Annotated in this window: 23 protein-coding genes; 11 read left to right on the forward strand and 12 right to left on the reverse strand. The window is 64.3% G+C overall.

Annotated features, from left to right (window positions below):
• Nucleotides 1-118: 118 nt before the first annotated feature.
• Nucleotides 119-1,861 (forward strand): ABC transporter substrate-binding protein, encoded by a 1,743-nt coding sequence (locus tag AB7532_RS07920; RefSeq protein ID WP_441239212.1) that lies wholly within the window; start codon nt 119-121, stop codon nt 1,859-1,861.
• A 202-nt stretch (nt 1,862-2,063) separates the two neighbouring features.
• Here the strand turns inward: AB7532_RS07920 and AB7532_RS07925 are convergent, their stop codons facing one another.
• The 3 genes from AB7532_RS07925 to AB7532_RS07935 all read right to left on the reverse strand — a co-directional run bounded on the left by AB7532_RS07925 (nt 2,064) and on the right by AB7532_RS07935 (nt 5,437).
• Nucleotides 2,064-3,164 (reverse strand): alkene reductase, encoded by a 1,101-nt coding sequence (locus AB7532_RS07925; protein WP_441234245.1) that lies wholly within the window; start codon nt 3,162-3,164, stop codon nt 2,064-2,066.
• Between the two features lie 180 nt (nt 3,165-3,344).
• Complete coding sequence (locus AB7532_RS07930; protein WP_441234246.1) at nt 3,345-3,848, reverse strand: DUF1993 domain-containing protein; 504 nt, start codon at nt 3,846-3,848, stop codon at nt 3,345-3,347.
• Nucleotides 3,849-4,135: 287 nt separating this feature from the next.
• On the reverse strand, nt 4,136-5,437 hold the full coding sequence (locus AB7532_RS07935; RefSeq protein WP_441234247.1) for a lytic murein transglycosylase: 1,302 nt from the start codon (nt 5,435-5,437) through the stop codon (nt 4,136-4,138).
• Nucleotides 5,438-5,768: 331 nt separating this feature from the next.
• On the opposite strand from AB7532_RS07935, the gene htpX reads away from it, so the two are divergent.
• Together htpX and AB7532_RS07945 are read left to right on the forward strand one after the other, a co-directional pair.
• On the forward strand, nt 5,769-6,734 hold the full coding sequence (gene htpX / locus AB7532_RS07940) for a zinc metalloprotease HtpX (RefSeq protein WP_441234248.1): 966 nt from the start codon (nt 5,769-5,771) through the stop codon (nt 6,732-6,734).
• A 136-nt stretch (nt 6,735-6,870) separates the two neighbouring features.
• Complete coding sequence (locus AB7532_RS07945; RefSeq protein ID WP_441234249.1) at nt 6,871-7,512, forward strand: tetratricopeptide repeat protein; 642 nt, start codon at nt 6,871-6,873, stop codon at nt 7,510-7,512.
• Nucleotides 7,513-7,673: 161 nt separating this feature from the next.
• Here AB7532_RS07945 and AB7532_RS07950 read toward each other — a convergent pair whose 3' ends face one another.
• Nucleotides 7,674-8,024: a hypothetical protein gene (locus AB7532_RS07950; protein ID WP_441234250.1), complete on the reverse strand. Its 351-nt coding sequence runs from the start codon at nt 8,022-8,024 to the stop codon at nt 7,674-7,676.
• A gap of 162 nt (nt 8,025-8,186) precedes the next feature.
• Complete coding sequence (locus AB7532_RS07955) at nt 8,187-8,987, reverse strand: hypothetical protein (protein ID WP_441234251.1); 801 nt, start codon at nt 8,985-8,987, stop codon at nt 8,187-8,189.
• A 378-nt stretch (nt 8,988-9,365) separates the two neighbouring features.
• On the opposite strand from AB7532_RS07955, the gene AB7532_RS07960 reads away from it, so the two are divergent.
• Nucleotides 9,366-9,671 (forward strand): antibiotic biosynthesis monooxygenase, encoded by a 306-nt coding sequence (locus tag AB7532_RS07960; protein ID WP_441234252.1) that lies wholly within the window; start codon nt 9,366-9,368, stop codon nt 9,669-9,671.
• A gap of 175 nt (nt 9,672-9,846) precedes the next feature.
• Here the strand turns inward: AB7532_RS07960 and AB7532_RS07965 are convergent, their stop codons facing one another.
• The 4 genes from AB7532_RS07965 to AB7532_RS07980 form a co-directional block, all read right to left on the reverse strand.
• A complete protein-coding gene (locus tag AB7532_RS07965) occupies nt 9,847-10,011 on the reverse strand; it encodes a short-chain fatty acyl-CoA regulator family protein (RefSeq protein WP_441239213.1) in 165 nt (54 codons plus the stop codon).
• Between the two features lie 24 nt (nt 10,012-10,035).
• The gene (locus AB7532_RS07970) at nt 10,036-10,497 is read right to left on the reverse strand and encodes a hypothetical protein (RefSeq protein WP_441234253.1); all 462 of its coding nucleotides are present in this window, start codon (nt 10,495-10,497) and stop codon (nt 10,036-10,038) included.
• A gap of 11 nt (nt 10,498-10,508) precedes the next feature.
• Nucleotides 10,509-10,727, reverse strand: coding sequence for a hypothetical protein (locus tag AB7532_RS07975; protein WP_441234254.1), 219 nt, complete (start codon nt 10,725-10,727; stop codon nt 10,509-10,511).
• Between the two features lie 105 nt (nt 10,728-10,832).
• Nucleotides 10,833-12,278, reverse strand: a complete 1,446-nt coding sequence (locus tag AB7532_RS07980; protein ID WP_441234255.1) for a helix-turn-helix domain-containing protein — start codon at nt 12,276-12,278, stop codon at nt 10,833-10,835.
• 236 nt (nt 12,279-12,514) lie between these two features.
• Between AB7532_RS07980 and AB7532_RS07985 the strand changes: the two genes are divergently transcribed.
• The 3 genes from AB7532_RS07985 to AB7532_RS07995 all read left to right on the forward strand — a co-directional run bounded on the left by AB7532_RS07985 (nt 12,515) and on the right by AB7532_RS07995 (nt 15,140).
• Nucleotides 12,515-14,149, forward strand: a complete 1,635-nt coding sequence (locus AB7532_RS07985) for an isocitrate lyase (RefSeq protein ID WP_441234256.1) — start codon at nt 12,515-12,517, stop codon at nt 14,147-14,149.
• 30 nt (nt 14,150-14,179) lie between these two features.
• Nucleotides 14,180-14,389: a DUF4170 domain-containing protein gene (locus tag AB7532_RS07990; protein ID WP_441234257.1), complete on the forward strand. Its 210-nt coding sequence runs from the start codon at nt 14,180-14,182 to the stop codon at nt 14,387-14,389.
• 196 nt (nt 14,390-14,585) lie between these two features.
• A complete protein-coding gene (locus tag AB7532_RS07995; protein WP_441234258.1) occupies nt 14,586-15,140 on the forward strand; it encodes a hypothetical protein in 555 nt (184 codons plus the stop codon).
• Nucleotides 15,141-15,240: 100 nt separating this feature from the next.
• Here the strand turns inward: AB7532_RS07995 and AB7532_RS08000 are convergent, their stop codons facing one another.
• Nucleotides 15,241-16,122 carry a metallophosphoesterase family protein gene (locus AB7532_RS08000; RefSeq protein WP_441234259.1) on the reverse strand — a complete coding sequence of 294 codons (882 nt, stop codon included), beginning with the start codon at nt 16,120-16,122 and terminating at the stop codon, nt 15,241-15,243.
• Between the two features lie 80 nt (nt 16,123-16,202).
• Here AB7532_RS08000 and AB7532_RS08005 point away from each other — a divergent pair, with 80 nt between their 5' ends.
• Nucleotides 16,203-16,694, forward strand: coding sequence for an NUDIX domain-containing protein (locus AB7532_RS08005; RefSeq protein WP_441234260.1), 492 nt, complete (start codon nt 16,203-16,205; stop codon nt 16,692-16,694).
• A gap of 36 nt (nt 16,695-16,730) precedes the next feature.
• Here the strand turns inward: AB7532_RS08005 and AB7532_RS08010 are convergent, their stop codons facing one another.
• Nucleotides 16,731-17,108 carry a DUF2304 domain-containing protein gene (locus tag AB7532_RS08010; RefSeq protein WP_441234261.1) on the reverse strand — a complete coding sequence of 126 codons (378 nt, stop codon included), beginning with the start codon at nt 17,106-17,108 and terminating at the stop codon, nt 16,731-16,733.
• Between the two features lie 60 nt (nt 17,109-17,168).
• On the reverse strand, nt 17,169-17,921 hold the full coding sequence (locus tag AB7532_RS08015) for a glycosyltransferase family 2 protein (protein ID WP_441234262.1): 753 nt from the start codon (nt 17,919-17,921) through the stop codon (nt 17,169-17,171).
• A gap of 125 nt (nt 17,922-18,046) precedes the next feature.
• On the opposite strand from AB7532_RS08015, the gene AB7532_RS08020 reads away from it, so the two are divergent.
• The 3 genes from AB7532_RS08020 to AB7532_RS08030 all read left to right on the forward strand — a co-directional run bounded on the left by AB7532_RS08020 (nt 18,047) and on the right by AB7532_RS08030 (nt 20,389).
• A complete protein-coding gene (locus AB7532_RS08020; RefSeq protein ID WP_441234263.1) occupies nt 18,047-19,219 on the forward strand; it encodes a hypothetical protein in 1,173 nt (390 codons plus the stop codon).
• On the forward strand, nt 19,216-19,734 hold the full coding sequence (locus AB7532_RS08025) for a GNAT family N-acetyltransferase (RefSeq protein WP_441234264.1): 519 nt from the start codon (nt 19,216-19,218) through the stop codon (nt 19,732-19,734). The genes AB7532_RS08020 and AB7532_RS08025 overlap by 4 nt, the downstream gene beginning before the upstream one ends.
• 172 nt (nt 19,735-19,906) lie before the next feature.
• Complete coding sequence (locus tag AB7532_RS08030; protein WP_441234265.1) at nt 19,907-20,389, forward strand: GNAT family N-acetyltransferase; 483 nt, start codon at nt 19,907-19,909, stop codon at nt 20,387-20,389.
• The last annotated feature ends 30 nt before the right edge of the window (nt 20,390-20,419 follow it).

A 20,419-nucleotide genomic window follows, 5' to 3' on the forward strand; every position in this document is an offset into this window, starting at 1 on the left:
AACGGCCAGATCCGGGGGCAATCCGGGTCTGTATAAAAGTTTGTCGCTGCAACGGAGGAACAACATGCGACAGTTTAGGAGAAGGGAACGTCCATTGACCAAGAATAGCTTGCTGACAATGTCCAGCGCCGCCGCCATCATTGCGGTGTCGTTCGCCGTCTCGGCGCCGGTGCGCGCCGCCGACGACGCCGCGATCCAGAAGTGGATTGCGGAATTCCAGCCCTCGACGCTGTCGAAGGATGACCAGAAGAAGGAGCTGGAGTGGTTCGCGAAGGCCGCCGAACCGTTCAAGGGCATGGAGATCAACGTCGTCTCCGAGACCATCACGACCCACGAATACGAATCGCAGACGCTGGCCAAGGCGTTCTCCGAGCTCACCGGCATCAAGCTCAAGCACGACATCATCCAGGAAGGTGACGTCGTCGAGAAGCTGCAGACCCAGATGCAGTCGGGCAAGAACGTGTACGACGGCTGGATCAACGATTCCGACCTGATCGGCACCCACTTCCGCTACGGCCAGACCATTGCGCTGTCGGACTACATGACCGGCGAGGGCAAGGAGGTCACCGACCCGATGCTCGACGTCAACGACTTCATCGGCAAGTCGTTCGGCACCGCGCCGGACGGCAAGCTCTATCAGCTGCCCGACCAGCAGTTCGCCAACCTCTACTGGTTCCGCTACGACTGGTTCACCAACGCCGACTACAAGGCGAAGTTCAAGGCCAAGTATGGCTACGAACTCGGCGTTCCCGTGAACTGGTCGGCCTACGAGGACATCGCCGAGTTCTTCACGAACGACATCAAGGAGATCAACGGCGTCAAGGTCTACGGCCATATGGACTATGGCAAGAAGGACCCGTCGCTCGGCTGGCGTTTCACCGACGCCTGGCTGTCGATGGCCGGTAACGGCGACAAGGGCATCCCGAACGGTCTGCCGGTCGACGAATGGGGCATCCGCATGGAAGGCTGCCGTCCGGTCGGCTCCAGCGTGGAGCGTGGTGGCGATACCAACGGTCCGGCTGCGGTCTACTCGATCACCAAATATCTCGAGTGGATGAAGAAGTATGCTCCGCCGCAGGCCCAGGGCATGACCTTCTCCGAGTCGGGTCCGGTGCCGGCGCAGGGCAACATCGCCCAGCAGATGTTCTGGTACACCGCCTTCACCGCCGACATGGTGAAGCCGGGCATCGCCGTGATGAACGCGGACGGTACGCCGAAATGGCGTATGGCTCCGTCGCCGCACGGTTCGTACTGGAAGGAAGGCATGAAGCTCGGCTACCAGGACGCCGGCTCCGTGACGCTGCTGAAGTCGACCCCGGCGGATCGCCGCAAGGCAGCCTGGCTCTATCTCCAGTTCATCGTCTCCAAGACGGTGTCGCTGAAGAAGAGCCATGTCGGTCTCACCTTCATCCGTGAGTCCGACATCTGGGACAAGTCGTTCACCGAGCGTGCGCCGAAGCTCGGCGGTCTGATCGAGTTCTACCGCTCGCCCGCGCGCGTGCAGTGGACCCCGACCGGCAACAACGTGCCCGACTATCCGAAGCTTGCGCAGTTGTGGTGGCAGAACATCGGCGATGCGTCGTCCGGTGCGAAGACGCCGCAGGCCGCGATGGACTCGCTCGCCGCCGCCCAGGACTCCGTGATGGAGCGTCTGGAGAAGTCGGGCGTGCAGGGTGCCTGCGGTCCGAAGCTGCACAAGAAGGAGACGGCCGAGTACTGGTACGCCAAGGCCCAGAAGGACGGCACCATCGCCCCGCAGCGCAAGCTCGCCAACGAGAAGCCGAAGGGCGAGACGGTCGACTACGACACCCTGATCAAGTCGTGGCCGGCACAGCCCCCGAAGCGCGCGGAAGCGAAGTAAGCGGCGCGTCGAGCAACAGCAAACGCGAAAGGCCGGGAGCGATCCCGGCCTTTTGTTTTGTGGCACATACGTTCCACATTCTCGGTGTCATCGTCCGCGAAGGCGGACGATCCAGTACGCCGCGGCCCCGTGTTTAGATCTCGCTGCCGGTGGTTACTGGATGCCCCGCCTTCGCGGGGCATGACAACGTCATGGGTGGAGACTACTCCGCCGGCTCAGCCGCCAGCGCCGGGTAATCCGTGTACCCCTTCGCGCTGCCGCCGTAGAACGTGGTCTTGTCCCAGTCGTTCAGCGCCGCGCCCTGCTTCAGCCGCTCGACGAGGTCGGGGTTGGAGATGAACGCCTTGCCGAAGGCGATGAGATCGGCGGCGTTCGCATCCAGCACCTTGGTCGCCAGATCGAAGTCGTAGCCGTTGTTGGCGATATAGGCACCGGTGAAGCGCTTGCGGATGCCGGCATAGTCGAACGGCGCGATGTCGCGGGGGCCGCCGGTGGCGCCTTCAACGACGTGAAGATAGACCAGCTTGAGCGCGCTGAGACCGTCGACGATGTGATCGAACAAGGCTTGCGGGTTGCTGTCGGAGAGGTCGTTGGCCGGCGTCACCGGCGAAATGCGGATGCCGGTGCGATCGGCGCCGGCTTCGGCGGCCACCGCTTGGGAGACCTCCAGCATCAGCCGTGCGCGGTTCTCGATCGAGCCGCCATAGGCATCGGTCCGCTTGTTGGCGCCGTCGCGCGCGAACTGATCGAGCAGATAGCCGTTGGCGCCGTGGATCTCGACACCGTCGAAGCCGGCCTCGAGCGCATTCTTCGTCGCACGCTTGAAGTCGTCGATGATGCCTGGAATTTCGGAGAGCTCAAGCGCGCGCGGCTCGGAGACGTCGGCGAAGCCGCCGTTGACGAACGTCTTGCCCTTGGCGCGGATCGCGCTCGGCGCGACCGGAGCGCCGCCGTTCGCCTGGAGGTCGACATGCGAGATGCGGCCGACATGCCAGAGCTGGATGAAGATCTTGCCGCCGCGCTCATGCACCTGGTCGGTGACCTTGCGCCAGCCGGCGACCTGGTCCTTGGTGTAGATGCCGGGTGTATCCTGATAGCCCTGGCCCTGCTGCGAGACCTGGCTGGCTTCGGTGATCAGAAGTCCTGCGGAGGCGCGCTGGGCGTAGTAATCGGCGGCGAGCGAGCCGGGCACGAATGTGCCAGGAACGGCGCGGTTACGCGTCAGCGGCGCCATCGCGAAACGATTGGCCAGCGTGATCGGGCCAAGCTTGTAGGTCTCAAATAATTTGGTCGGACGGCTCATTGGGATGTTTCCAGGCGATGAAAGGTCCGGAACACTTGTGCATCGCGGCAATCAGCGCAAGAGAGGAGCCATACGGAAAGTGCAGGCGAGCTACGCGGCGGTGACCGCGTAGCATAATTCGTGTGCAATCTCGGCTGCGAAAGCGGAATCCCGCCTGTCGCAGCCGGGCAACTTTCGAGATCAGTTCGCGCCGAGGAAGTCGCGCTTGCCGATCTCGACGCCGGCGTGGCGGAGCAGGCCGTGGGCGGTCGCGGCATGGAAATAGAAGTTCGGCAGCGAGAATGCGCTGAGGAATTCCTGGCCCTTCATCGTGGTGGTCTTGTTGGGTCCGGACGGGAAGGTGACATCCTTGGCCTCGGCCCCCTCGAACTGTTCGGGCTTGAACGACTTCACGTAGTCGATGGTCCTGGCCAGCCGCTGCTTCAATTCTTCAAAGGTCTTTTCAGTATCGGGATTGGAGGGCACTTCGCTGTGCGTGAGCCGCGCGCAACCTTTGGTGGCGAAATCGCTGACCAGCTGGATCTGCTTCGACAGCGGCAGCATGTCCGGGAAGAGGCGGGAGCCGAGCAGGACGGCGGGATCGATCTTTTTGGCCGTGCAATGCGCCTCGGCCTTGGCGAGCAGGCCGGTCATGCTGTTCAGCATCTGCAAATAGGCGGGGACGACGGCGTCGTGGAAGGACATGTGATGCTCGCTCGAATGAGTGGGAAATTTCAGGAGAAAACCTGAGCCACTCACATGGGAGCCTCATGGAAAAATACAATCGTCGGAATGGACGATGCAGTGCGAAAATTCTATTGGCCCGACTTCTGGTGCTATCGGCGCCACACCCTCGCTGTCATCGCCCGGCTTGACCGGGCGATCCAGTACGCCGCGGCCGGAGCCGCGTGCACCACCATCGCCGCGGCGTACTGGATGCCCCGCTCCAGTGCGCACTTGCGCACAAGGTGGGGCATGACTGAGAGTTGGGCTTACCGCACCATCGCCCCCGGCTGCGCCTGTGCCGTGCCGCCGCGCATGCGCGCCAGCAGCTCGGCGGTCGGCCAGGAATCCGCCGGCAACCCGAACTTGATCTGCATGGCCTTCACCGCGGCGCGGCTCTGCTGGCCCAGCACGCCGTCGACCTTGCCGACATTGAAGCCGGCCTGGACCAGAAGCTGCTGCAATTGCTTCAACTCATTGAACGGCAGCTGTGCGACCGGCTGGGCCGGCTTGCGCATCGGCGCCGCGCCCGCGATGCGGGTGGCGAGATAGCCCGCGGTGGTCGAATAGATCAGCGAGTTATTCCACTCGGTGTAGGCCGCAAAATTCGGGTACGCCATGAAGGCTGGCCCGTTGCGTCCCATCGGCAGCAGCACGGACGCCGTGAGATTGTCGTTCGGCAGCGCACGGCCGTCGGGATAGCTGACCCCAAGCTGCGCCCATTTCGAGCGCGGCAGCTGCACGGTGAGGTCGGTCTGATCCCATGGCAGGCTCGAGGGTACCTTGATCTCTTCCAGCCACGGCTCGCCACGCCGCCACTTCAAGCCGTTGGCGATGTAGTTCGCGGTCGAGCCGATCACGTCGTCCTCGCTGCGCAGCAGATCGCGCCGTCCGTCGCCGTCATAGTCGACGGCGTAGTTGACGTAGTGCACCGGCAGGAACTGCGTCTGCCCGAGCTCGCCGGCCCAGGAGCCGACCATCTCGTCCGGTGTGAGATCGCCGCGGTCGATGATCTTCAGCGCTGCGATGGTCTCCTTCACGAACATCTCGGAGCGCCGGCAATCATAGGCGAGCGACACCAGCGATTTCAGCGTCGGCAGATTGCCCATGTTGACGCCGAAGTCGCTCTCCAGGCCCCAGAACGCCGCGATCACCGCCGGCGGTACGCCATATTCCTTTTCGGCGCGCGCGAACGCCGCCGCGTGTTTCTTGATGTGCTGCTGGCCGTTCTGCATGCGATAGGGCGCGGCCATCCGTCCGGCGAATTCGGTGAAGAGCTGGCCGAACACGCGCTGACCGCGATCGCGGTTGACGATGCCCTGGTCGTAGACAAGGTAGGGCGAGGCCTCGGACATCGTCCGCTGCGACACGCCGGCCGCAATCGCTTGTTGTTTCACGTCCGCCAGGAAGCGATCGAAGCTCGCGCCGTTATGGCAGGACGCTGCGCGCGGCGACGGTGCGCTAGCCTTGGGCGCGGCGGGCTTTGCCGGCGGCGGCGCGAATTGAGCGGAGGCGGGAAGGGCGAGCGTGAGCAGGGCGGCGGCCGCGATCGCAAATCGGGTCTGGAGCATGAGGTTTCCGCAAGGGGGGAGACGCTTGGATTCTTGACGAACTCTAAGTGAAATAGGCCCCTCAAACCATCCCTTAGTCATGGCCGGGCTTGTCCCGGCCATCCACGTCTTTCGCGCCTTGTGTGGATGAAGAACGTGGATGCCCGGGCCTTCGCCGCGCCGAAGCGGCTTCGGCCGCGCAGGCGGGACAAGCCCGGGCATGACGGAAAGGCAATGTTGGTCATAACCGCGGCTCCGCGACGCACCTTGAAACCTTGCGCCCGGGCCGGGGTCATCCCTACCTCTGTCGTGCCGGCCAAAGGCTCGCCCGCGGCCGCTCCAGGAGAGGGCCATGAACTATCTGCGTACCGCAATGCTGCTTGCGGGTCTCACCGCCCTGTTCATGGGCGTGGGCTATCTGATCGGGGGTGCCACAGGCGCCATGATCGCGCTCGTCATTGCCGCCGCGACCAATCTCTTCGCCTACTGGAACTCGGACCGCGCGGTGCTTTCGATGTACGGCGCCCATCAGGTCGACCGCCAGAGCGCACCCGAGCTGGTCGGGCTCGTCGCCGAGCTTGCGGGCCGCGCGCAGCTGCCGATGCCGCGCGTGTTCGTGATGGACGAGGCGCAGCCGAACGCGTTCGCGACCGGACGCAATCCCGAGAATGCCGCGGTCGCCGTCACCACCGGCCTGATGAACCAGCTCAGCCGCGAGGAACTCGCCGGCGTCATCGCGCACGAGCTGGCTCATATCAAGAATCACGACACGCTGCTGATGACGATCACTGCGACGCTCGCGGGCGCGATTTCCATGCTGGCGCAGTTCGGCATGTTCTTCGGCGGCAACCGCGGCAACAACGGTCCGGGCATCGTCGGCTCGATCCTGATGATGATCCTGGCCCCGCTTGGCGCCATGCTGGTGCAGATGGCGATCAGCCGCACGCGCGAATACGCGGCGGACAATCTCGGTGGGCGCATCGTCGGCCAGCCGATGTGGTTGGCGTCGGCGCTGGTGAAGATCGAGGGCGCCGCGCATCAGGTCCCGAACTTCGAGGCGGAGCGCAATCCCGGGACCGCACACATGTTCATCATCAACCCGCTGTCGGGCCACGGCGTGGACAATCTCTTCACCACCCATCCCTCGACGCAGAATCGCATCGCCGCGCTCCAGCAGCTTTCAGCGGAGCTCGGCGCGCAGGCGGCGCCGTCGGTCGGCGCCAACGAAAACTATCCGTCGCAGGGGCCGTGGGGCCGCTCGTCGCGGGGTCCCTCAAGCGGTCCTGTACGTGGGCCTTCACGCGGTCCTTGGGGCTGATGGAACCGGCTGGAAATTGCGCCGTAGCTTTGTGACCTGGCGCACACAGGTTGGTCCCGGCCGGTGTTAACACCTCGGCGTGACCATTTCTTCGAAAGGGGATGCGTGGCCGGCCCTCCGCCTGCCGCCGTCGAAGATGACCAAAGCAGTCGTACCATTGCTGATCGTCCTGGGCGTGCTCATCGGGCTGTCCACGCATACGGTCGTCAATTGCGGGGATGAGGACGATCCCGACATCTGCTCGGCCGTGATCGGCTTCTCGCCGCTGCGGGGATCGCTGATCGCCTTTGCCTATGAGGGACGCGGGCGGATCGCGCTGCGCCACGGCGACTTCAGGCGGGCGATCGCGGATTTCGACGAGGCGATCCATCTCAATCCGAACCGCGCCTCGCTCTATCGCGACCGTGCACTCGCGCGCCGGCAGAACGGCGACCTCGCGCTCGCGATCGAGGATTATGACGAGGCCATCGCGCATGACCCCAGGCGCGCCGGGCCCTATCACCAGCGCGGTCTGGCGCTCGCCGCCACCGGCGATCTGGATCGTGCCATCCTGAGCTACAACACCGCGGTCCGGCTCGATCCGTCGGATGCGCAGGCCCGTCTCGACCGTGGTCTCGCCTTCCTCGCCCGCGGCCAGGCCGACGATGCGCGCGCCGATTTCGAGGCCGCGCTGGCGCTGCCGGCCGGCAAGGACGCCAGCACCCGCGACGCCGCGCGCGCCAAACTCGCCGAGCTCGCCAGTGCCGAGCCGACCCAAATCGCCGCGCCGAGACGGTAAGGGAAGTTCTCTCCCTCTCCCCGTTCTTACGGGGAGAGGGGCGGGGTGAGGGGCTCCATCCACACGGTAGACTGCTGCGGGACCTGTACCCCCCTCACCCGGATCGCTGAAGCGATCCGACCTCTCCCCGCAAGCGGGGCGAGGTGAAGTGCGAGCCGCGCCTACTTCGCCTTCTTGGTTTTCGCCTTTTTCGCCTTGGCCTTCTTCGCAGGCTTCTCCTTCGCCGTCTTCTCCGCCTTCACCGCGATCGGTGTGCTGGCAGCGAGGCGCATCGCGCGGGCGTAGCTGTCGGCGACGTTGTCGGCGGACATCTGCAGGCGCTTGGCGGCGGCGGTGGCCTGTTCGATGGTGGCCTTGGCCAACATCTTGAAGCGGTCGCCGGTCTCCTTGCCCTTGGCCTTGGCCGCAAGGCCGTTGAAGCGATCCCGCCGCTCCTTGGCGCGGGTCATCAGGCCCGTCTGCAGCTGTCTGGCCAGTTGCCGGATCACGACATCCAGGTCGGCGTCCGCCATGTTGTTCTATCCTCTTGAAAACAGGTATCGATGCGGGCGGGACTATGCAGATCGGGCCCCACCTTGGCAATTCCCGGCGGCCCGTCATCCGCAGCTTCCGGTGACCAAAACGAAAAAGCCGCGCATTTCGCGCGGCTTTTGGTGTGCTTTGGCGCAGACGCCTTATTTCAGCGAGGCAACCGGGCCGCTCGACGCTGCCGGCTCGGGGTCGAAGCCGAACACGCCGACCAGATATTTGTAATAGTCCGGCATCTTCTCCTTCAGAGCCTCGCGCGACTTCGGATCGTGGAATTCGCTTTTTCCCGCGAGAAAGATGCTGGAGGTCACGGCAAAGAACTCCATGGGATTCTTCATCGCATAGGAGTCCTTCGGCAACAGGTCCTTGGACTTGGCCAGGGCGTAGTAGCCGATCACGCCCTTGTTGGCATAGCCGTCCGGCAGCAGGCGTGCGTGATAGGCGTGCAGCAACTCGTGCAGCAGCACGGCTTCCTTCTCATACCGCATCATGTCCGGCCGCAGCATGATGACGCCGAGGCCCGAATCGACCGCGAGGTCGACCGCATTGGGATTGGTCCAGCGCTGCGTGGCATGGTCCCAGACGGTCAGCGCCCGCGGCACGCGGCGCTCGACGTTCGGGGTGACGCGGCCGTAGCAGGCGGTCGCGGCGCCTTCGTCGAGGCAGGCCAGCTCGCTCGCGACGATCGGGACGGTCCGGAAGAAGCGCAGCACGCGCGGCGACAGGCCGGAGGCCTCGACCACGTCGATCTGGCTCTTCAGATTCTCGGTGAGCTTGTCGACGTCCTTGCGGTCGGAATTCTCCGAGATGTCGAACATGTAGCCGCGGTAGCCCTGGAAGCCGGGCGGCATCGCCTGCGCCGCGTCGGCATCGAGCGAACCGGCATTGGATGGACCGGCGAAGAGCGCGCCGACAATGGTTGCGGTCAGCAGCAACGCAATGCGCATGATGAACCCCCTGATGTCACTTCGCCCGGCAGAATAGGCCACCGTTGTTTGCGAAAAGTGAGTGGGGCGAGACTAAGGCACCGATGTTGAGGCGTGCTTAACCGTTGGTTGCAGATCGCGGAGACGGATTAGTGTGGGATTAACCAAGCCATTTGCCGCGTGCGCAATCCATCACCGTCACCCTGAGGTGGCCGCTTCTTCAGCGGCCCTCGAAGGGCGACGGCCCGGCTACAGCGGGGCCGTTCATCCTTCGAGGCTCCCGGCGCGATGCATTTGCATCGCGCCACTCGCACCTCAGGATGACGGAATGGACACTCGGGTGTAGATTCATCGGCGGGCAGGATGCCCCACATCAGTAGCCGGAGGAGGATGCCATGTATGCTGCCATCCGTCAGGCCAAGGCGAAAAGCGGAAGCGCGGAAGCGCGGAAGAGCGGAAGAGCTGGCGCGCCGCATCAAGGACGGCGCCGTTCCGATCATCAGCGACGTCGACGGTTTCCGCGCCTATTACGTCGTCTATGCCGGCGACGACACGGTCACCGCGATCTCGATCTTCGACAAGTTCGAGCAGGCGGAGGAGGCGAACCGGCGCGCGATCGCCTGGATCGAAAAGGATCTGGGGCCGTTGCTGGCGGGACATGCGAGTGCGGCGGCCGGGCCGGTGATCGTGCATACACTGGCGTGATGCGTTAGGGGGGGCAGTCAGGCTACATCTTCCGCTGTCATCGCCCGCGAAGGCGGGCGATCCAGTACTCCGTGACAGCAGTGATCGAGCCGATAGGCCGCGGCGTACTGGATGCTCCGCTTTCGCGGAGCATGACAGCGGAGTGAGTGGCGCGTGCGTGCCCTTAAGCGCCCCCTCACAACTCCCGGGCATTCGCGAACGCGAAACGCGACACCCTCCGCGTCGTCTCGTCCAGAATCAACGTGCGCGTGATCGGCGGCTCGGCGCGCTGAGCGCAGTTTTCGCGTTCACAGAGGCGGCAGTTGACGCCGATCGGCGTGCCCTCGGATCTGTCGGGCAGCTTTTTTGTATCCGATTTGAACGGTCAGCCACCGCGCAGCGTGTTACTGATCCTCGTGACGACACTGTCCCACTGCCGTTTCTCGGCCGCCGGATAGTTGATCAGCACGCAATGCACGTAGCGGCCGGAAAAGTTGCAGCGGTTGTACCAGATGGTGTCACGTTTGACGCTGGAGACCACGAAGAAGCGACGTGTGACGCGCTGGTAGACGATGCCAGTCGGCGGATTCTTCCGGGCCAGGAAAGCAGCCGGAGATTCGCCGGTTTGGGGCACCGCTTGCACGGTAAGATCAGCTCTGCCGTCCGCCGAGCGAAACCGCTGCCCCTCTCCGTCCGGCTTGCCGGCGTCCTCGGTGAAAATCGAGGTGGGGATGTCCACCGTTGTCCCGGTTCCAGGAATGCGATAGGCGGTCCAGCTCGCCGCGTGCGCACCCGCAGAGCCGCAAAGTGCCAACACGGCCGCAGCAATGCCCGCTTCGACTCTCATGATTTACCTCTTCATGTTCGCGTCGCCAGGCTGAGCTCCATCAGCGCAATCCGCTGCAATACCGTGACGTTGCGCTCGCCGGTGCCGGCCGTACGGAGAATGGATTGAGCAATCGTGTCGACATGCCCCGAATGCACCGGCTCTGGCAGGGTGGCGACCGCCGCGCCAAGGGCGGCGGTCATGGCTGCGATCACGTCAGGTGCGAATGCCGCATTTGAAAAGTTCTTCATGTCGCCGACCGGCGGTAACTAAGCCGCGCTGCCCTTCTGCCGGGACAACGTAGGGAAAAAACGGAAGTTCCTGAGAGAGCCGCTGTGGTGACGGCGCAGATGGCCTCACAACTCCCGTGCATTCGAGAACGCGAAACTCGAGACTCTCCGCGTCGTCTCGTCCAGAATCAGCGTGCGCGTGATCGGCGGCTCGGCGCGCTGGGCGCAGTTTTCGCGTTCGCAGAGGCGGCAGTTGACGCCGATCGGCGTGCCCTCGGTTTTCTCCAGGTCCATGCCACCGGCATAGACCAGCCGTGACGCGTGGCGGATCTCGCAGCCGAGGCCGATGGCGAAGCGGGGCTGCGGCAGCGGGTGCGGCGCGACGGGGCGGCGCACCATCTGCGCGATCGAGAAATAGCGCGTGCCGTCGGACAGCTCGATCACCTGCTTGAGAAGGCGATCCGGCGTGTCGAAGGTCGAGTGCACGTTCCACAGCGGACAGGTGCCGCCGAACTTCGAGAACGGGAACGTGCCGGAGGAAAAGCGCTTCGAGACGTTGCCGGCATTGTCGACGCGCAACAGAAAGAACGGAATGCCGCGCGCGTTCGGCCGTTGCAGCGTGGTGAGGCGATGGCAGACCTGCTCGAAGCCGCAATTGAAGCGCTGCGCCAGCAAATGGATGTCGTAGCTGAGCGCTTCAGCCGCCGCGAGGAACGCGGGATAGGGCATCATCACGGCCGCTGCAAAATAATTGCCGAGCGTGATCCGGAACAGCCGCCGCGGCGCATCGTCGAGCGGGCCGGCGCGGTTGATGATGGTCTCCAGGGCTTGCGCGCATTCGCCCAGGCCCAGCTGAAACGCGAGCTGGAACGCGCGGCCGGCCGGATCGACCAGCTCCGAGATCAGGAGCTGGCGGCGGTGGCGGTCGAAGCGCCTCAGCGTCTCGCGCATCACGTCCACAGGCATGATGCGGGTCTGGATCGAATGCTTTTCGCGCAGCCGCGCGGCGAGCGCGGCATAGAGCCCCTCGGCCGGCACGTCCAGCTCGTCGCGCAGGGTCTCCGCGGCCTGCTCGAGCTCCGGAAAATAATTGCGGTTGGCCTCGATCAGCTCGCGCACGCGCTCGACCGGATTGGCCTCGTAGCGCGTGCCGACGTCGCGGTCGGCCATCTGTGCCGCGGCCAGCGTCTCGCCCTGGCGTGCCTCGGCATAGGCCGCGTAGAGCCGCTGCAACGCATGGGTGACGCCGGGGCAGAGCTCGGCGAGGTCACGCAGTTCCTGCTTGGGAACGTCGATCTGGCGGAACAGCGGATCGGAGAAGATTTCGTTGAGCTCGGCGAAAAAGCGGTCCTCGTCGGCGGTAGCGAGGTCGCGCAGATCGAGGTCATAGGTCTCGGCCAGCCGCAGCAGAATTTGGGCAGTCACCGGCCGCTGGTTGCGCTCGATCAGATTGACGTAGCTCGGCGAGATTCCGAGCCCCTCGGCGATCTGGGTCTGCGACAGCCCCAATTGCTGCCGGATCCGCCGGAAGCGCGGGCCGACAAACAGTTTCTTCCCGGGCTCGGCGGGCATCTTTACATCTCTAGAGGCATCAAGGACAGTCTTGCTGACCCAATAAATTTACAAACTTTACAATATAACATCTATTACATGTTCTGATGTTACATGACATCACCATTCAATTACAAGGCCTCTATACGAACTTCCCTTTCTCGCGTTTAGCTCATGACACGCATTTCGCAATGCACTGTCAAAAATGTCGATGACATCGCCAACCGCTTTGTCATCCGTCGAAAGGGATAAGGCACATGAACTACCAGCCCCGTGGCATCAACACCCTCCAGGGTCCGGCGTCGTACCAGAACGAGGTCGACGCGGCCCGCGCGCTCCTTGAGACGCAGCCGACCTGGAACGGGGTGTCGGCCGAGGCCGTCGCACGCATGCGCCTCCAGAACCGCTTCAAGACCGGCCTCGACATCGCCCGCTACACCGCGGCGCTGATGCGCGCCGACATGGCGGCCTATGATGCCGATCCGACCAAGTACACGCAGTCGCTGGGCTGCTGGCACGGTTTCATCGCGCAGCAGAAGCTGATCTCGGTCAAGAAGCATTTCGGCGGCAAGACCGACCGCCGTTACCTGTATCTGTCGGGCTGGATGATCGCGGCGCTGCGCTCCGAGTTCGGCCCGCTGCCGGACCAGTCGATGCACGAGAAGACCTCTGTGCCGGCGCTGATCGAAGAGCTCTACACCTTCCTGCGCCAGGCCGACTCGCGCGAGATGAACGACATCTTCCGCCAGCTCGACGCGGCCCGGAAGGAAGGCGACAAGACCCGCGAGAAGGAATTGATCGGGAAGATCGACAACTTCCAGACCCACGTCGTGCCTGTCATCGCCGACATCGACGCCGGCTTCGGTAACGCCGAGGCGACCTATCTGCTCGCCAAGAAGATGATCGAGGCGGGTGCCTGCGCGCTCCAGATCGAGAATCAGGTCTCGGACGAGAAGCAGTGCGGCCATCAGGACGGCAAGGTGACCGTGCCGCACGAGGTCTTCCTAGCGAAGATCCGCGCCTGCCGCCACGCCTTCCTCGAGCTCGGCATCGAAGACGGAATCGTCGTGACCCGTACCGACTCGCTCGGCGCCGGCCTGACGCAGCAGATCGCCGTCAGCCACAAGCCGGGCGACATCGGCGATCAGTACAACAGCTTCCTCGATTGCGAGGAAATCACGCCGGAGAACGCCCGCAACGGTGATGTCATCATCAACCGCAACGGCAAGATGCTGCGTCCGAAGCGCCTGCCCAGCAATCTCTACCAGTTCCGCGCCGGAACGGGCGAAGACCGCTGCGTGCTCGACAGCATCACCTCGCTGCAGAACGGTGCCGACCTTCTGTGGATCGAGACCGAGAAGCCGCATATCGAGCAGATCGCCAAGATGGTCGATCGGATTCGCAAGGTCGTCCCGAACGCCAAGCTCGCCTACAACAACTCGCCGTCGTTCAACTGGACGCTCAACTTCCGTTGGCAGGTCTACGACGCGATGAAGGAAGCCGGCAAGGACGTCAGCAAGTACAACCGTGCCGAGCTGATGAAGCAGGAATACGACGAGACGCCGCTGGCGATCGAAGCCGACGAGCGCATCCGGACCTTCCAGGCGGATTCGGCCAAGCGTGCCGGCATCTTCCACCACCTGATCACGCTGCCGACCTATCACACGGCAGCACTCTCGACCGACAATCTCGCCAAGGAGTATTTCGGCGAGCAGGGCATGCTCGGCTATGTGAAGAACGTTCAGCGCGCCGAGATCCGTCAGGGCATCGCCTGCGCCAAGCATCAGAACATGGCCGGCTCCGACATCGGCGACGAGCACAAGGAATACTTCGCGGGTGAAGCTGCCCTGAAGGCGGGCGGCGCCCACAACACGATGAACCAGTTCGGCTAACGCACCACGCTATCCAAGAGGAGACTGACAATGACCAAAGGCAGCAATTTCTGGGTGATCGGCGGCGAGTTCGGCTCGATGAACTTCCACAAGCTCGTGGAAGGCTCGGCCCAGGTGCAGGGTCCGTTCAAGACCCGCAAGGAAGCCGAGGACGCCTGGAAGGAAGTGTCGGAAGAGAACCGCCACAGGGCCGGCGTCCGCTTCTCGATCGTCGAGGAGCCGTCGCGGGTCTCGGCCTGACGCCCGGCTGCCGACTTAAAATCTAAGAAGACGTCCAAGGACGGAGGATCCCATCCGGCGCAAGCCGGGTGGGATCGTCTGCTTTTGGCACAGGCGAACCGGCTGTGGGCGCCGTAAGCCTCTGGAATTGTGGACCCTTTGCGGGAGGATTGGTTGCTGATAGGTTAACGGCGGATAGTCGAGGATAAGGCCGACAATGTCAGAGCCCGAGACCAGCGGGATGAATCCCGGCCAGGCGCGCCCGGTGCGGCTGCGCGACGCGCTGCTGCGCGCGCGGATCGAGGCCGCCGACCGGACCGGCGTGGTCGTCGATTTGCGCGACGCCGAGGTGGCGCGGCTGGAAATCCTCAACGACGCGCTTGATCCGCTGTTTGTGCAGGTGCCGGACAAGATCGACCTGTTCGACCGTGGCATCAGCCAGGGCGATACGCCCCGACTCTGGATCGACGTCGTCGCGCACATCATGATGGGGCGCGACAAGCGGCAGTACCGCTTCGTTCAGGACACCCGCTTCGGCCGCATCGTGCTCGCCGAATCCCACGACATTTCGGTGATCGTCGAAGCCGTCACCGACTACGTCGCGCGCCGCATGATCGAGCGTGAGCATGCGATGGTGGTTCCGCCCGAGCCGAAACCCGAGGTCGCGCCGCCGCCGCGCCGCTCGCGCGTCTGGCCGTTCGTGTTCGGGTTCGTGCTCGGTGCTGCCGCGCTGTTCGGGGTGGCGGTGGTAGCGGCGCTGCGGAGCTGGTGACTTTCTCCTTCGTCGTCATTGCGAGCGCAGCGAAGCAATCCAGGAATCTTTCCTCGGAGGGGCTCTGGATTGCTTCGCTGCGCTCGCAATGACAGCGAGTCTAGATCAACCTCACATGCTTGATCTGCCCGACCTGAAATCCCGCCCCGAGCTCCCGCACCGTCTGCTCGCAGCGCCAGCCGGCATTGTCCTTCTCGACCGTGAACAGATTATACGCCGCCGCCGGATAGTGCCCGTGCGCCAGCGCGGAGGCCGAGGGTACGCCGATCGCGGGAATGTTGCCGTTGGGACCCTCGAACCACATCGTCGAATGAATGTGGTCGTGGCCATGCAGGATCAGCTCGACGCCGTGGCGCTTCAACAGCGCCAACAGATCGGCGGAGTCGGTCATCCGCTTCTGCCACGCCCTCGACTTGAGCGGATGATGCACCAGCAGCACGCGGAAGACGTCTTCAGTCGCGAGCCGTTCGAGGACTTGGTCGAGCGCTGCGAGCTGGTCGCGGCCGAGCGTGCCCGTCGCCATCAGCGGCAAGGTCGGCACCGCCGTGGACAGGCTGATCAGCGCCAGCGGTCCGCGCCGGCGCACCGACGGAAATCCGATGCGGCCGTCGTCGCCAGCCAGATAAGGCGCGAAGGTCTCGCCGAAGCGATGATAGGTGCTGCGCACATAGGCGTCGTGATTGCCGGGAATCGTGGTAACGCGGTCAGGTGGACCGACGCCGTCGAGCCAGGCGCGCGCCGGCGCGAACTCGGCTTCCAGCGCCAGGTTGACCAGATCGCCCGTCACCGCGATGTGGTCGGGCGCCTGTGCGTGGACGTCGGCGACGAGTGCGTCGAGCACCTCGCGGCGCTGATATTTGTAGCGGTTGCGCGTCCAGTTGACATAGCCGAGCGCACGCTTGCCGGCGAGCTCGATCAGCCGCGGCTTCGGCAGCGGCGGCAGATGCGGGTCGGACAGATGGGCGAGCGTGTAGGGGGCCATGGTGTGCGATTGCCTCGCTATTCCTCCGCTGTAATGGCAAGGTCGCGAGGACTGCGCAAGCGGGGCATCAAGGGAGCCTGATGGGGGATCGTCTGAACGGTATAAGACGAAAATTCGAGCCGCTGCTGCGGCGAATCTTCCACGCCTGGTTTTTGCTGGTGCGCGGCATGACACTCGGCGTCCGCGCCGTGGTGCTGGATGCCGACAACCGGGTGTTCCTGGTCCGGCACAGCTACATCACCGGCTGGTATCTGCCCGGCGGCGGCGTCGATCTCGGCGAGACCATGGAGCAGGCGATGCGGCGCGAGCTCAAGGAGGAGGGGGACATCGATCTCACCGGAGACGCCGTGCTGCACGGCATCTTCCTCAACAGCCACGTCTCCCGCCGCGACCATGTCGCGGTCTATGTCGTCAGGCAGTTCAGGCAGGATCGCGTGCCCGCGCCCAACCACGAGATCGTCGAATGCGGCTTCTTCGCCATCAACGCGCTGCCCGAGGGCACCACGCACGGCACGCGGCTGCGGATCGCCGAAGTGCTGGATGGCAGGCCAGTGATCGCGACGTGGCGTTGAAGTGACGTGGCGTTGAACTGACCTGGCGTTGAACGCTCAAGCCCCGGGCTGGCCGCTTTCCTTCGCCCTCAACTCCAGCGCCAGCAGGCTCGTCTCCTGGATCAGCGCGCAGTTCTGCCGCTCCAGCCGGTGCAGCCGCGCCGTCATGTTGTGCATGAACGCGAACACCACCAGGAACAGCGCGCCGAACATCACGACGAACGGAAACACGACGCCGGTCAGATGGCTGACAAGATAGGCCAGCGTCGGAAACAGCGTGAAGCCTGCGGGGATGATCGCCACCATCGACAGCATCAGGAAATCGTAGAGATCGAATTTCCCCTGCAGCGTCTTGCGCAGCAGCACCAGCATGTAGATCAGCGCAAAGGCCGAGATGACGGCAACCGTCTCCGGGCTCGGAAGGACATTTGTCACGGTCGCCTCCTCAAAATGTTCGGTTCGATGATGATGTGAGCCCGGATCGGCGCGAGAGCGTCATGTCCGCCTCATCATGCGTGCGAGCAGGATGTAGCCGAGGACGCGGATCATGTAGCTCGCGGACTTCAATCCGTCGATCGAGCTGACGCCGGTCTCACGCGCCCGCATCTCCACGGGAACCTCGCCGACCGTGAGGCCGGCGCGCATCGCCCAGGCCAGCGAGATCGGCTCCGGAAAATCCGTCGGATACGCCTTTGCAAAGAACGCGATGGCGGAGCGGTCCATCAGCCGCATGCCGCTGGTCGGATCGGTGATGCGGCCGCCGCCGGTGAAGAGGCCGTTCAGCGCAAGCACGATCAGCCTGATGCCGGCGCGCCGCATCCGCGTGGAGCAGAAGCCGGCATGGTCGATGAAGCGGCTTCCGATGGTGATGTTGCTCGGGTCCTTGCGATAGGCGTTCAGCAGCGTCTCGATGGCGCGCGGATCGTGCTGTCCGTCGCCGTCGATCTGGATGCAGAAATCAAAGCCCTGACGCGCCGCGTATTTGATGCCGGTCTGCACGGCGCCGCCGATGCCCAGGTTCTGCGCGAGGCGGGCGACGGGCGAGCGGCAGGCTGCCACCGCGGATGTCGCATCCGACGAGCCGTCGTCCACGACCAGCGTATGGTAGCCGCGGCCGGTTGCCGCGATCTCGGTCAGCAGACCGCCGACCGAGGCCTCCTCGTTGAAGCAGGGAATGATGAGCAGGATTCGCGACGCGTCGCGCTGCGGTGCGGCGGCACCGTTGTGACCCGTGTCAGTTGAACTCAAGCCCAGTCCCGTGTCGGCCACGTCCGCGTCACCTCCCAAATCCCCACCTTGCTATACTTGCCGGTGCTTTTCCTGTACAGGCGGCGGGCCATTTCAAGCTGCGCGGGGCCCCCCGGCGAATGCCGATGAAAGCTGTTAAAATCTTTTTTTCAACTGTGTTTCTGGCCATTCTGGCCAGCAACATCCGGCTGATTTCGCAGTGGACCGAGAGCCGGGGCGTCTATGACGACATCTGCTACCTCAGGCAGGCGCATCTGTTCCAGCGCTTCGGATGGCAGGGACTCGACACCAGCCTCGCCCGTGAAACCGACGGCTATCTCGCCGCCAGGCTGCGCAGCATCGATTTTCCGAACTGGAACGAGCCGACACGGGCGCCCTGCCATACCCAGACCGCCGACGGCAGCAAATGGGTGATGACGCCCCCGCCGGGCACGGGCTTCGCGCTGGCGCTGTTCCCCGAGGGGTTCCAGGTCGTTCCGCTCTATGTCGTGGCGAATGTGCTCATCGCCGGCTTCGCCCTGTACGGGCTGTGGCGTGCGCGGGAGAAAGTCACGTTGACGCTTGCCGCGCTGTTCGGCGCGCTCGCGATCTACTTCATGATCAATCCGACCAAGGCCAGCTATTCGATGGCGCCGACCATGGTCGTCTGCGCATTGGCTGGTCTGTTCACCGCACGACTGTTCATCGATGAAGGCCGGCGCCGTCTGCTGATGATCGCGGCCGTCGGCATTCTGCTCGGCCTGTCCGCGAGCTTCAGGATCGCGAACGTGGTTCTGTCGGCCGGCTATTTCCTGTTCTTCGGATTGTCGTTCCTGATCTGGCGGACCCGCGAGACCTTTGTACAAGGCCTCACGCTCGGCTTGGCATTCCTCGTCGGCATGGTGCCGGTGTTCGCGGCGAACCTGGTCAATTCGGGCAATCCGCTGGTCTCTGCCTATGGCGGCCAGGACACGGCCCCGCCGAGCCTGGATCCCGCCGTCTTGCGGGCCTATCTTCGTGACACGCAGTTCCCGTTGATCTTGATTGCCGGTGTCGGGACCGCGTTGCTGTGGCGTTTTGCGCGCGTTGCCGGGATCAGGAAGCTCGCGCTGCTGGTGGCCGCGAATCTCGCGCTGAATCTTGCGTTCTTTGCCACGCATCCTGTCTTCACGCAGTATTACATCATTCCCGTCCTGATGCTGTCGCTCTGGACACTGCTGTTCGCGGCGGTCCTCACCCGCGGCTCGGCACAGGGGGCGATCGTCCACGAGCCCGATGGACCGCGGCCCCCTGAGATGTTATCCCGCCCGGCGACATGACCGATCTCTCACTCACCATCCTTCCCGAAGCGGCCGGCGACGCCCAGGCGATCGAACGGCTGCACGAGCGCACCTTCGGCCCCGGCCGTTTCGTGCTCAGCGCCTATCGCATCCGCGAGCATGTCGACCATCTGCTCGATGTGTCCTTTACCGCCCGCATCGGCACGCTGCTGGTCGGCTCGGTCCGGCAATTGCCGGTACTGGTCGGCGAGACGCCGGCCCTGCTGCTCGGGCCGCTCACCGTCGAGCCGCCGTTCCGCGACCGCGGCATCGGCCGTCTGCTGATGGAGCGCGCGCTGAAGGACGCGAAGGAGAAGGGCCACCGCCTCGTGCTGCTGGTCGGCGACGAGGCCTATTACAGTCGCGTCGGATTCAAGCAGGTCCCCAAGGGCCGCGTCACCATGCCGGGCCCGGTCGACGCCGCGCGCATCCTGGTATTCGAGCTCGCCGACGGCGCCTTCGAGGGCGTGTCAGGGCAGGTCGGTCCGGACTGGAGCAAGGCGCGGGCAGGGTAGGGCCCGTACGACGCCGTGAAATGGAAGCGCGGCGGCGGAGCCTCATACTCCGTCATTGCGAGCGCAGCGAAGCAATCCAGAATATCTCCGCAGGGGCAGCCTGGATTGCTTCGTCGCAAGGGCTCCTCGCAATGACGGTGTGGAGGCAGTCTCGCCTTACGGAGTATCGACAATGCAGGTGCGTCCCGCTGATGCCGATGAGACCGATCATCTCGCGCAGCTGTGGCACGATGCCTGGCACGGGTCGCATGGCTCGCTTGCGCCACCTGAATTGGTCCGCCTCCGCACGCTCCCGAATTTCCGCGACCGGCTCGCGGTCATGCTTCCCAATATCAGCGTTGTCGGCCCCGTCGCTGCGCCGCTCGGATTCTGCGCCATCAAGGCCGACGAATTGTACCAGCTCTTCGTGTCGGCCCAGGCGCACGGCACCGGTGTGGCCGCAGCACTGATTGCCGATGCGGAAGTACGGCTCGCCGCGCGCGGCGTGGAGCTGGCGTGGCTGGCCTGCGCCGTCGGCAACATGCGTGCCGCGCGGTTCTACGAGAAAAGCGGCTGGCACAACGCCGGCACGTTCGTGATGCTGTCGGAAACGTCGAACGGGCCGTTCCCCGTGGACCAGTGGCGCTTCGAGAAGCGGCTCGCGCGCCTGGGGTGAACTGCCCGCGCTCCCTCTTCCGTCATCGCG

The sequence above is a fragment of the Bradyrhizobium sp. 930_D9_N1_4 genome, assembly GCF_052076015.1.
Taxonomy (GTDB): Bacteria; Pseudomonadota; Alphaproteobacteria; order Rhizobiales; family Xanthobacteraceae; genus Bradyrhizobium.

Bases quoted from the DNA above. Each gene is read 5' to 3' on its own strand.
- AB7532_RS08000 (WP_441234259.1), bottom strand. From the start codon at position 16,122: ATGGCCCCCTACACGCTCGCCCATCTGTCCGACCCGCATCTGCCGCCG.
- AB7532_RS07975 (WP_441234254.1), bottom strand. From the start codon at position 10,727: ATGAAGAACTTTTCAAATGCGGCATTCGCACCTGACGTGATCGCAGCC.
- AB7532_RS07945 (WP_441234249.1), top strand. From the start codon at position 6,871: ATGACCAAAGCAGTCGTACCATTGCTGATCGTCCTGGGCGTGCTCATC.
- AB7532_RS07980 (WP_441234255.1), bottom strand. From the start codon at position 12,278: ATGCCCGCCGAGCCCGGGAAGAAACTGTTTGTCGGCCCGCGCTTCCGG.
- AB7532_RS07920 (WP_441239212.1), top strand. From the start codon at position 119: ATGTCCAGCGCCGCCGCCATCATTGCGGTGTCGTTCGCCGTCTCGGCG.
- AB7532_RS07990 (WP_441234257.1), top strand. From the start codon at position 14,180: ATGACCAAAGGCAGCAATTTCTGGGTGATCGGCGGCGAGTTCGGCTCG.
- AB7532_RS08030 (WP_441234265.1), top strand. From the start codon at position 19,907: ATGCAGGTGCGTCCCGCTGATGCCGATGAGACCGATCATCTCGCGCAG.
- AB7532_RS08025 (WP_441234264.1), top strand. From the start codon at position 19,216: ATGACCGATCTCTCACTCACCATCCTTCCCGAAGCGGCCGGCGACGCC.
- AB7532_RS07950 (WP_441234250.1), bottom strand. From the start codon at position 8,024: ATGGCGGACGCCGACCTGGATGTCGTGATCCGGCAACTGGCCAGACAG.
- AB7532_RS07970 (WP_441234253.1), bottom strand. From the start codon at position 10,497: ATGAGAGTCGAAGCGGGCATTGCTGCGGCCGTGTTGGCACTTTGCGGC.
- AB7532_RS07955 (WP_441234251.1), bottom strand. From the start codon at position 8,987: ATGCGCATTGCGTTGCTGCTGACCGCAACCATTGTCGGCGCGCTCTTC.
- AB7532_RS08005 (WP_441234260.1), top strand. From the start codon at position 16,203: ATGGGGGATCGTCTGAACGGTATAAGACGAAAATTCGAGCCGCTGCTG.
- AB7532_RS08020 (WP_441234263.1), top strand. From the start codon at position 18,047: ATGAAAGCTGTTAAAATCTTTTTTTCAACTGTGTTTCTGGCCATTCTG.
- AB7532_RS07985 (WP_441234256.1), top strand. From the start codon at position 12,515: ATGAACTACCAGCCCCGTGGCATCAACACCCTCCAGGGTCCGGCGTCG.
- AB7532_RS07935 (WP_441234247.1), bottom strand. From the start codon at position 5,437: ATGCTCCAGACCCGATTTGCGATCGCGGCCGCCGCCCTGCTCACGCTC.
- htpX (WP_441234248.1), top strand. From the start codon at position 5,769: ATGAACTATCTGCGTACCGCAATGCTGCTTGCGGGTCTCACCGCCCTG.
- AB7532_RS07925 (WP_441234245.1), bottom strand. From the start codon at position 3,164: ATGAGCCGTCCGACCAAATTATTTGAGACCTACAAGCTTGGCCCGATC.
- AB7532_RS07930 (WP_441234246.1), bottom strand. From the start codon at position 3,848: ATGTCCTTCCACGACGCCGTCGTCCCCGCCTATTTGCAGATGCTGAAC.
- AB7532_RS07995 (WP_441234258.1), top strand. From the start codon at position 14,586: ATGTCAGAGCCCGAGACCAGCGGGATGAATCCCGGCCAGGCGCGCCCG.
- AB7532_RS07960 (WP_441234252.1), top strand. From the start codon at position 9,366: ATGCTGCCATCCGTCAGGCCAAGGCGAAAAGCGGAAGCGCGGAAGCGC.